The following is a 10,788-nucleotide window of genomic DNA, read 5'->3' on the forward strand; positions in this document are numbered from 1 at the left end:
CATGCAAATATCTGACTCTCCCGCAACGCTTCACAATGCAAACTGCACCCCTTCCCCTTGCTGAACAGCGTGTCCTCCTCGAAAATGTTAGTTGGCCAACTTTTGAGCAATTACTGGCAGATTTGGGGAATCAACGGGGGACTCGTTTGGCTTATGATACGGGATATTTAGAAATTATGACTCCCCTTGGGCCCCATGAAAATAATAATCGCTTTATGGAAAGTTTAATCGGGGTGGTGGCGGAAGAATTGAACCTGAATTTAAAAAAGTTTGGTTCTTTGACACTGAAACGGGGGGACTTATTCAAGGGAGCAGAACCCGATTCTTGTTATTATGTGCAGCATGAACCCCAAGTGCGACACCAGCAAAGTATCGATCTAGACTGTGATCCGCCTCCCGATCTTGTGTTAGAAATTGATATGAGTAATAGTTCTTTGGACAAACAGGCAATCTATGCAGCCTTGGGTGTTCTGGAGTTGTGGCGATATGATGGGAGTCGGTTGCAGGTGTGGGTATTGCAACCGGATACGACTTATCAGCAGGTGTCCCAAAGTCCTACGTTTCCGAGATTTCCCCTTGAACGAATTCCCCAATTCATACAACAGAGTTTACAAGAGGGGGAAATGGCAACCTTGCGAGCATTTCGGGAGTGGGTGCGATCGCAATTTCAAATTTGATCAGCGATAAAATGCTCCTGACAAAACTGGAGGGTTTGGCGGATATTTTCAGATAAACTCATCTGTTGTTGAAACCCTAATGCTTTCAGGCGATCGCACCGATAATCCAACACCCCTCGCTGTTCCCCCTTCTGTGGCTCAGGACGCTCAATGGGCAGCATTTGACCAAAATCTTCAAAATACACCTTTTGCACCAGTTCTGCGGCTTCTAGAATGCTGTAGCTTTGCTCTCCACCCAGGTTGTACACCTCCACCGACTGTAAATTAGTCCGTAACAACAACTCCACCACCCGCAACGACTCCGGTAAGGGGATAAAATTCCGCACCTGTAACCCCGCAGATTTTAACTGTAACCGTTGTTGCGTCACCGCTTGATAGCAGAGGTCATTAAACACAATTGTCCAACAATTTGCCCCAGTATAGAGGGGTGCGCCAAAAGAATTGGCAGATCGGATAATACTGGCCCCAAACCCTTGCCGACGGGCATACATTCCCGCGTATAATTCTGCCATAGCGTGGGTTGCGGCGTAGGGATGAATCGGAGCAAGGGGAGTGTCTTCCGTGACCCGGCCTTGGGCATTGCGCCCATAAACATGAAAGGTGGAATAATAGAGAAAATGCTCAATTTCTCCCTGTAACGCCTCCAACAAATTCAACGTCCCCTCCACATTCACCCGCAATGCCTCTGTAGGGTGGGTTGTACAAGTTGGAGCATCCAAGGCCGCTAAATGCACCACCCCATCAATATTATCCCCCACTCCCTGTAAGGTTTCGGGTTGCGTTAAATCCCCCTGCCATATCTCCAACCCCTCTACCCAATCCTGTAATTCGGTCGGAATCCGCCGCACTAACAACCGTAACTTATAATGGGGAAACTGCCGCAAATAAGCCGCCAATCGTCCCCCCACATACCCCAATCCCCCGGTAATTAAGATTTTTTTGGTTTTTGGTTCTGCTTGAGCAAGATCAGAAACCTCCTGGTTGATCTCTTGCCTATTTTCGGCTTTGCTATCATAATTCATTCCGTTATTCCCCTGAAACCAGCAATGACTCAGCCCTTCAACTATAGTAAGAAGCCCTAAACTGTTCGCTTTGCCCTCTCAACCCAAATTTTAACAATAAATGCTCAATTTAAATAGATAACAGCTTATGCTTAGTTAGTCTATTGACCCAATCTTTCTAGTTTAGATAGCCACCCATTAAAATGGGGACAATGACTACGAATCTCTTGTAACCCGATATATGCAGCTAAATCGGGGCCAGCAGAGGTTTTGTCTCTTTTATACTCTGGAAATTGAGCGATAATACGCTTACTGGGAGCAGTATTGGGATCATCGTTAATTAATTCCGGAGTTTCATATTGGCTGACAATAGCTTGAAGATTAGCAATTTGATTCTGACAATTCTTATAACGGTAGGTAAAACAACTGGGATCACAGAATAAATAGGCTTCATATTTTGTTTTAACATTTGCAATTATCCCTCAGTCACTCAACTAAGCTGTAATTATCTCAATTAAATTATCAATTAAAATCTGCTGTTCCATGGGGATGATTGTTTCTCCGTGTAACACTTTTTGAGTCATGATATACCCCATTAAAGTCCCCATAAAAATGCGGGCTGTGGCTTCGGGATGGGATAAATGGAGGTCCGACTGTTGAGCAAGATACTGGGTTAGGGTATTCAAGACTTTATGGGGGAGACAGTGGAGAAATTTTTGCGCTAGTTCCGGGAAACGCCCCGATTCTCCCACGATTAACCGCAAAAAAGCAATATACTCGTCATCGTGGCAAACCATCTCTAGTATCTTTTCTGCTATCTCTCGGAGGACGGTTGCGGGGGGGTTGCTGAGGGTGAGGGACCCAAAGATGATCTGAAAGCGTTTTTCGGTGACTTGTTCGATGGTGGCTTTGAATAAGCCTTCTTTGTCCTGAAAATGGCTGTAGATGGTGTTTTTCGAGACTCCTGCTTGGGCGGCCACCCGGTCCATACTTGCTCCTTCATACCCCTGTTGTAAAAAGATTTCTGTTGCTCCGTTTAAAATCTGTTCTCGCTTGGTCGGGTGGGGGTTAAGAATAGGAGACATGAGCTTAAATTGTTGTTAAGTTGGGTTTTTGAATTTTAAACTATACCGTATAGTATAGAAAACACTTTTTATAATCTTGCGAGTACACCAACCAAAGGGGTTAAGCAATGAGTCAATCCGCCACACAATACCAAAATGAAGGGGAAACGAGGACTCAACAGGGAAACCAAGGGGGGTGGAAGAAAAAACTCCGTTGGCTCATTCCGGTGGTTCTCTTGTTGGTTGGGGGGGGACTGGGAGTGCGGTATTATGTGACCCGTCCTGCTGAAGATGCGTTAACTTTTAGTGGGCGGATTGAGGGCTATGAGAGTGATGTGGGGGCGAAGGTGGGGGGACGAGTGTTGACGGTGGTGGTGCGAGAGGGCGATCGCGTTGAAAAAGGCCAAATGATTGCTAAACTGGATGATGCAGAGTTAAAAGCCCGACTGGAGGGGGCGCAGGCGCGAATTGATGCAGCCCGACAGCAAGCGCAACAAGCGAGACTCCAGTTAAATGTCATACAGAGTCAAATTCGCCAAACGGAATTGAATCGACAACAGGCCGTAGATGATACCCAGGGGAAAGTGAGTCAAGCGGTGGCTACGGTGGCTTCGGCCCAAGCGCAATTGGCTCAGGCTCAAGCGCAGGCTGAACAGGCCCGGTCTGATTTAAAATTAGCGCAGGCAGAGCGCGATCGCTATGCCCCCTTACTCACAGAAGGAGTCATCCCCCAACAACAATTCGACCAAATTCAAACCCGCTATGAAACCGCCCAAGCTACCCTAGAAGCCCGCAATGCGGCAGTTGCGGCGGCACAACGACAGGTGAATGTGGCAGAAGGCGGCCTCACCCAAGCACAAACCAGTAGTTTGAACCCCACTATTCGCCAAGTGCAAATTGAGGGACTACAAACGCAACTGTTTCAAGCCCAAGCGCAACTGGAAGCAGCCCAAGCAGATGTCAAAAATGCCATGGCCAACCGTGATGAAATTATCGCCAAATTGGATGATTTAGCCATCACCAGTCCCCTTGATGGGGTTGTCCTCACCCGGACCGTTGAACCAGGGGAAGTCATCGGAGTGGGAACAACCCTGTTAACTGTTATTGACCTTGATGAAGTGTATTTGCGGGGGTATATTCCTGAAGGAGAAGTGGGAAAGGTGCGCGTGGGGATGCCAGCCCAAGTCTTTCTAGATTCTAACCCCGATGAGCCCCTAGAGGCAACGGTGAGCCATGTTGATAGTGAAGCCTCGTTTACGCCAGAAAATATTTATTTTAAAGAAGATCGGGTGAAACAGGTGTTTGGGTTAAAAGTGCAGTTAGAGGAGGGGGAAGGGTATGCAAAACCAGGAATGCCTGCGGATGGGCAAATTTTGATCAATGATGGAGAAAATAATTAATTGCAATATCCTATGCTTACTCCTTGGCTGACTGCTGCTTTCCTGTCTGTTTCCCCATTGCCCACCTTGGCCAGTCCTCCTGCGGGGGTGGTGTCGCAGGTGGCACAAAATCCGTCTTCTCCCTCCGATACAATGGCGATATGGGAACAGGCCGCGTTGGGGTTAACGGCGACGACGTTGGCCCAGTTGGGAGAGGTAGAGGAGGGGTTGGAGATGGCGCGATCGCTCAATAACCCCAACATTCAAACCGACGTACTCTCCCAAATTAGCCGTATTTTAGTCGAACAGGGAGACCCAGAACAAGCCCTAGACCTGTTGAACACTATGCCGGACGGGGACTTGGGGAGTAGGTTGTGGAATTTAGCCTTAGAATTGGCCGACCAAGAACAATGGACTGCAATTTCACAACTGAGTGAAGCGGTGGATGATCCCCAGTTTCGTTGGGATATGGTACAAATTTTAGCCGAAACGGGGGCCACAGAACGGGCTTTAGACCTCTATAATGAGTTGCCTGAACCGTCCCCTACTGTTCGTGTGGGTCAACTGGCCATTACCTTAGCCCAACAAGACCAGTTTGAACCAGCCTTAGACCTGGCCCAAAGCCTTGACCCCTCCCTAGAAAAAGCCCTCATCCTCTCTGGAATTGCCCAAATACAGGCGGAAGCGGGGCAAGATGCTGATTTACTCTTTCAGGAAGCCATCGACCTGACAGAACGCCTAGACCCCTCCATACAGCGCACCAGTGTTTTTGGTCAAATTGCCCTCCGTCTGGCCAAAATCGGCAATTTTGACCAAGCCTTGGCTTTACGGGAGAAACTGCCCAATCAAGGGAATAATAGTGAAATGCCCTATTATTTTGCTTATTATTTGGCCGAAGCGGGACAGTTTGACCAGGCGTTAGAGTTTGCCCAAGTCTTAGAAAATAATCCCACTTTGTACAATTCTTTAATGGGAGAATTGGCGATCTTTTTCACGGAAGCGGGAGAGGTTGAACAGGCGTTGGCGTTGGTGGATACTTTGGCCAGTCCAGATTATGGGAAAGGGCGAATTGCGGTAACATTGGCTGAACAAGGGGAGATAGAGGCCGCTGTTGATCTGGCCCAAACGCTGCCTCTCCCTCCCCAACGGGAGATTCTCAGCCAAATTGCCCAACGGGTGGCGGATAATGGGGATCATGAGAGGGCGGAGAGTCTGTTTTTAGAGGCGTTGGCGACTATTCCGGCGGAGAATACGGGAGGGGAGGCAACGCTACATATTGCCCAACAGATGCTTTATGCAGGGTTTACGGAACGCGCGATCGCATTTTTAGACCAACTCCAGACACCGGAATTGCGAGCCGAATTATTACGGGAACTGGTGGCACAATTGAGTGATAATGAAGACTATACTCGCGCCCTTTCTCTCCTCGCCAACGAAGAAAACAGCGACCAAAAAACCGCCGGCCTGAGTATTCTGGCGTTCTCCCTCAGTCAACAGGATAACCCCCAACTCACCCAAGTCCTAGAAGAAGCCCAAACCCTCACTAACCCCCATCAACAGGCGGTAATTTATAGTACGGCGGCCTATCAATTAGCCTTAAATAATAAACCTCAACAAGCGCGAGAATTGATTGATTGGGTAATTGGTAATTGGTGATTAGTAATTGGTAATTGGTACAAAATCATAAAGAACTATGAATACATAGCCTAAAATTTTGACCAAGCTCAAAAGATTAGAAACATTTTCATGATTTGTCATAAATCAAAAAGTAAGAAAAAACTCTAAAACTCCTATTCCTGTTCTCTGTTCCCTCAAGAGCAAATGATAATTTTTACATAACAAATTTGGTAGAACCAAAAAATATATCCTATGCTATCTGTCCCAAAATCAACCCAAACCCCCCAAAAACAAGCCCCCATTCAAGTTGAAAACCTCTATAAACAATACGGCAACTTAACCGCAGTTCGCGGCATTCACTTCACCGTCCAACCCGGAGAAATATTTGGCTTAATTGGTCCCGACGGAGCAGGAAAAACCACCACCTTTCAGATTTTAGCGGGAGTCATGGAAGCGACATCAGGAACAGTGCAAGTATTAGGAAAACTCCCCAGAGAAGCGCGGTTAGATATTGGTTATCTGACTCAAACCTTTTCCCTCTATACTGACCTCAGTATTACCGAAAACTTGCGCTATAATGCGGGACTTCGACGAGTCCCTGAAACCGTTTATCAAACGCGGTCTCAACAATTATTACAACAAGTAGGATTAGCAAAATTTAGTGACCGTTTAGCAGGACAATTATCAGGAGGGATGAAACAAAAACTCGCCCTCTGTTGTGCGTTAATTGCTCAACCACAAATCTTACTCCTTGATGAACCCACTACAGGAGTTGATCCCGTTTCTCGTCGGGAATTTTGGGATTTAATCGCCTCCGTTGCCGCAGAAGGAGTGACGGTTATTGCGGCCACTCCCTACCTAGATGAAGCGGAACGTTGTCACCGTATCGCCTTAATTTATAATGGCGATATTCAGCAAATTGGCACATTACAGGAATTACGGGATAGTTTAGGACTGCATCGCTTAGAATTGCGGACTCCGAACGTAACACAGACAGAGGAGGTTTTACAACAGTATCGTCAGGGAAAGGAGAGTAAATTTATTAGTAATCACGAGACCCAGTTGGTGGATGTGCAATCATTTGGCGATCGCTTGGATATCCTCGTTCCCAACCTCAACCAAGGCCAAACCCAAATTAAAACTATTTTAGCCCAAGAAAACCTCCCCCAACCGGACATACAACCCGATGACCCGACCCTCGAAAACGTCTTTGTCACCCGGTTAAGACAACAGGGGTCTGATCCTCCCTTTATCCCCTTTCCTCGCTTAAACCCCCCGATTACAGACCGCAATTATCCCGCTATTGCCACTCAAAATCTAGAGAAGCGTTTTGGGGAGTTTCGTGCCGTGAAAGGGGTAGATGTTACGGTGCAGTATGGGGAAATTTATGGCCTGTTGGGGGCGAATGGGGCTGGGAAAACGACTACAATTAAAATGCTGTGTGGTCTGTTACCTGCGAGTGGGGGTACAATGCAGTTATCGGGGGAAACCAAAAACTTGCATCGGTCGGAAGTGCGATCGCGCATTGGCTACATGAGTCAAAAATTCACCCTCTACGATGACCTCACCATCCGCCAAAACCTCGAATTTTACTGTGGAGTCTATGGAGTCCCCCGCAAATATCGCCAAGAAAAGATTAACTGGGTATTAGAAACCTGTAACCTCACCCAACGCGCAACCCTCCTCACCGGAAGTTTACCCGGTGGATGGAAACAACGAGTCGCGTTTGGTGCGTCTGTTATGCACGAACCAGAAATATTATTTCTAGACGAACCCACATCAGGGGTTGATCCCCTAGCCAGACGGCAATTTTGGCGATTAATCCGAGATTTCGCCAAAAAAGGAACAGCCATTTTAGTCACCACCCACTACCTCGAAGAAGCAGAAAACTGTAACCGTATGGGGTTTATGGTTGCAGGGGAAGTTGTCGCACAGGGGTCTCCCAGCGACATTAAATCCCACCAACCCGGAAACCTCGTGGAATTAATTGTAGATGACACTCAGCAAGCATCTGACCTCCTCAAGGAACAGTTAGACCCTTGGCGAGTCTCCATTTTTGGCACACGCCTTCACCTCGTTTTGGAGGATGTTGAGCAGGAGTTTCCCCCCCTTGAACAAAGGTTACAGGAGGCTAATATCACCATTCAATCCCACCGTAAAATTCCCTTTTCCCTCGAAGATGCCTTTATTGGTATTGTCCAGCGTTCCAATTCTCTTTAATATACGAAGTGAAACCCAACTTTTTTCACTGGGGGATGTTGGGTTACGCTACGCTTCACCCAACCTACAATTAACTACAATTAACTACTGATTAATTATTATAGGTTCGTAGTAAGCCCTTTAGGGCTTATATTCATTCAATTCCAATAAATGCGTTACTATCCCTGTAATGCTCATATTTTGAAAAACTCGCTACTTCCTACACTCCTTTAAAAATCATCCAACAAATTCTTCAAATCCCCTTCCCTATCGTCCTCTGGCAGCAAATCAAACACCTTCTTTAACAACTTCGGTGACGCATTCTCCCTAAACCAATCCTCCGTCGGCTCACGGTTAATATTAAGGTAATATATCAAAGTCTCCTCAATTTTTAGCTTATCATCCTTACTCAGTTGACCAATTCTAACCAACCAATCCCCCTGACTGTCCTTAAAACAGGTCCCGTCAACCGTACAAATCTGATGCACCAACGCATAGGACGTTTTCTCTAAGCCATTCCGAGCCGTTTTAGTAATTGGATAAGCCGTTGATAAACCTGCATAAGTAGTTTTGGAAGTCAAGGGAATCGCAGTAAAAGTTTCAATGTAGTTTTCCTCATCCTGAAACTTGTTATTCTCCCAAATGATATAGGGATGATCCCCCCAAAACACCCGACTAGAGTTGATAACTAGATTACAGCCCGAATGCTGACAAGTTAACTCTCTAGGCTCTGACAAATCATAAAAATATTGATGACCACTTCGACAACGTAACGATACACGATAGGGGTTAATTTTATAAATCCATCCCTGTCTCGGACGCTGCCCTGCCATACTATACTCCTAACTCTGCTAAAACCTTCTCATGCTCTAGATACAGATTGAGGGGGGCTTTTTCCTCTGGGGTGTGTTTCGCTTTTGCCTCAACCATTGGCTCAGTTTGATATACATACTCCAACAAACCACTGAACTTATCCGCATTGAGTCCCGCCCATTCCTTTTGAATGTTTCTCAACATCAACTCCAACCCCTTTGATAATCGTAACGCCTTGATCTCAGGGCAATTTTCCCCCGGTTGAATTAAAATAGCATTCCCCTGTTCACTCAACTTGAAGATATCCCCATAGCGTAACTCAACCAAAGTCCGGTCAATATCTTCATTCCAAGGGCCATACTGGCAGTAACGCCAATCCAAGTCCGTAAGCTGCTGTTCAGTCCACTTCACCGCCGCTAAGTCTGCCAAGTACAAAAACTTCACCAACTGGGGTTTTGTAATATACCCCTTGGTTTTGCAGACAAAATAGATCATCACCTTTTCGAGCATGGACAGATTCATGGTGCATACCTTAGCTCTAGCCTCAATTTTATCCCAAACCCTCAAAGCTCACTAATTGCGATAGGGGATCACTTGCCGGAAAAATAGAGACAATAGTTGGAGAAATACAAGACTCTATCATCAATCACCACTTAATAACTAACGATGAAACGTTTAATTGTCTGCTGTGATGGGACATGGCAAAAACTCTCTAGTCCCTATCCTACCAACGTTGTCCGTATTGCCCAAGGGGTGAAACCTACGGATAGTGAGGGGGTTCACCAACTGGTCTTTTATGATGAAGGTGTGGGGACCGGTAGTGGGCCTGATCGCTTGTTAGGGGGGGCGTTTGGCTGGGGACTCGACCAGAATATTCTGGACGGGTATCGCTTTCTCAGTTTTAACTATACCCCTGGGGATGAAGTCTATTTGTTTGGCTTTAGTCGGGGGGCTTATACCGTGCGGAGTTTAGCAGGTTTGATTCATTGTAGTGGATTGGTGGAGCGATCGCACATTCGCCAAGTCCCAGAAGCCTATGAATTGTACCGCGATCGCCATCTTCACCCCACGTCCCCCCAAGCCGTAGAATTCCGCCAACAATACGGCCACCACGTCACCCCAGACTACAACATCCCCCTCAAATTTCTAGGGTGTTGGGACACCGTAGGAGCATTAGGAGTCCCCGATCAAATCCCCTATCTCCCCATTGATAAATGGATTAACGAAAAATATCGTTTTCATAACACCCAACTCAGTCATCTCATCGAAAAAGCCTGTCATGCTGTGGCCATTGACGAAATTCGTGAACCCTTCGATGTCACCGTCATGAAACCCAACCCAGACTACTCCCAACAAACCTTAAAACAAATCTGGTTTCCGGGAGATCATGGGAGTCTCGGCGGTGGGACCAAAGCCACCCGTGGCCTCGCCGATGCTGCCCTACAATGGATGATGCAAGAATGCAGTCAATTGGGGCTAGAATTCAATCCAACCGCCATCACAAGCGGCATTCAAACCAACCCCCTCACCCCCTTCGATAACAGTCCCCAAGGCATCTTTAAACTCACCCGCCGCAACCGACGGAATATCCAGAAACACTCCTCTTTTGCAGACTTACACCAAAGCGTCATTGAACGGTGGCATCACCTCCCCGCCTATCGCCCCGAAAACCTCGAACCCTTCCGAGAACAACTAGAAAAACAGAAAATCTAGGGTTAACCTCTGGGTATTTTCCCTTAATATGCCTTGGGTTGAAACCCAAGGCTAACAGCTTAAACCCGTTAAAAACGGGTTAATTGACCCAAGAGTTGTTTAAGTTGTAGGTTCATAGCTAACGAATTGTCGAGTTTTTATGGAGAAATCAAGGACTCTGCGCCCTTGATACTGAAGTTCTCTAGATTGACATCTCCCGCGCTGAAAGACGCGGGATTCTTCTCATCCCAGAATTAGTTTCAAGGAAGGAAGCGTTTTAGAGTTACGACTGCCCACCGCAACTGACTCAATAGCAATCCGTTTGATCAAAACGGCACTATTTTCA

At 46.8% G+C, this 10,788-nt stretch carries 10 protein-coding genes; 5 read left to right on the forward strand and 5 right to left on the reverse strand.

Annotated features, from left to right (window positions below):
• The first annotated feature begins 35 nt into the window (after positions 1-35).
• The gene (locus PN462_RS01135) at positions 36-677 is read left to right on the forward strand and encodes a Uma2 family endonuclease (protein WP_272126016.1); all 642 of its coding nucleotides are present in this window, start codon (positions 36-38) and stop codon (positions 675-677) included.
• On the opposite strand, the gene PN462_RS01140 is transcribed toward PN462_RS01135, so the two are convergent.
• From PN462_RS01140 to PN462_RS01145, 3 genes are all read right to left on the reverse strand, one after another.
• Positions 668-1,699 carry an NAD-dependent epimerase/dehydratase family protein gene (locus PN462_RS01140; protein ID WP_272126017.1) on the reverse strand — a complete coding sequence of 344 codons (1,032 nt, stop codon included), beginning with the start codon at positions 1,697-1,699 and terminating at the stop codon, positions 668-670. The genes PN462_RS01135 and PN462_RS01140 overlap by 10 nt on opposite strands.
• A gap of 140 nt (positions 1,700-1,839) precedes the next feature.
• Entirely contained in the window at positions 1,840-2,157 is a 318-nt protein-coding gene (locus tag PN462_RS23325) for a DUF4276 family protein (RefSeq protein ID WP_443029028.1), read from the reverse strand.
• Positions 2,158-2,172: 15 nt separating this feature from the next.
• On the reverse strand, positions 2,173-2,763 hold the full coding sequence (locus tag PN462_RS01145; protein WP_272126018.1) for a TetR/AcrR family transcriptional regulator: 591 nt from the start codon (positions 2,761-2,763) through the stop codon (positions 2,173-2,175).
• 107 nt (positions 2,764-2,870) lie between these two features.
• On the opposite strand from PN462_RS01145, the gene PN462_RS01150 reads away from it, so the two are divergent.
• The 3 genes from PN462_RS01150 to PN462_RS01160 all read left to right on the forward strand — a co-directional run bounded on the left by PN462_RS01150 (position 2,871) and on the right by PN462_RS01160 (position 7,958).
• Positions 2,871-4,142 (forward strand): HlyD family secretion protein, encoded by a 1,272-nt coding sequence (locus PN462_RS01150; protein WP_272126019.1) that lies wholly within the window; start codon positions 2,871-2,873, stop codon positions 4,140-4,142.
• Between the two features lie 12 nt (positions 4,143-4,154).
• The gene (locus tag PN462_RS01155) at positions 4,155-5,777 is read left to right on the forward strand and encodes a tetratricopeptide repeat protein (protein ID WP_272126020.1); all 1,623 of its coding nucleotides are present in this window, start codon (positions 4,155-4,157) and stop codon (positions 5,775-5,777) included.
• A gap of 213 nt (positions 5,778-5,990) precedes the next feature.
• Positions 5,991-7,958: an ATP-binding cassette domain-containing protein gene (locus PN462_RS01160; RefSeq protein ID WP_272126021.1), complete on the forward strand. Its 1,968-nt coding sequence runs from the start codon at positions 5,991-5,993 to the stop codon at positions 7,956-7,958.
• Positions 7,959-8,167: 209 nt separating this feature from the next.
• Here the strand turns inward: PN462_RS01160 and PN462_RS01165 are convergent, their stop codons facing one another.
• Both PN462_RS01165 and PN462_RS01170 read right to left on the reverse strand, forming a co-directional pair.
• Complete coding sequence (locus tag PN462_RS01165) at positions 8,168-8,770, reverse strand: type II toxin-antitoxin system PemK/MazF family toxin (RefSeq protein ID WP_272126022.1); 603 nt, start codon at positions 8,768-8,770, stop codon at positions 8,168-8,170.
• Position 8,771: 1 nt separating this feature from the next.
• Positions 8,772-9,272 carry a type II toxin-antitoxin system antitoxin SocA domain-containing protein gene (locus tag PN462_RS01170; RefSeq protein ID WP_272126023.1) on the reverse strand — a complete coding sequence of 167 codons (501 nt, stop codon included), beginning with the start codon at positions 9,270-9,272 and terminating at the stop codon, positions 8,772-8,774.
• Positions 9,273-9,416: 144 nt separating this feature from the next.
• Here PN462_RS01170 and PN462_RS01175 point away from each other — a divergent pair, with 144 nt between their 5' ends.
• Positions 9,417-10,463, forward strand: coding sequence for a DUF2235 domain-containing protein (locus tag PN462_RS01175; protein WP_272126024.1), 1,047 nt, complete (start codon positions 9,417-9,419; stop codon positions 10,461-10,463).
• Positions 10,464-10,788 lie beyond the last annotated feature (325 nt).

The organism is Spirulina sp. CS-785/01, assembly GCF_028330525.1.
In the GTDB taxonomy this organism is placed as follows: domain Bacteria; phylum Cyanobacteriota; class Cyanobacteriia; order Cyanobacteriales; family Spirulinaceae; genus JAQMSD01.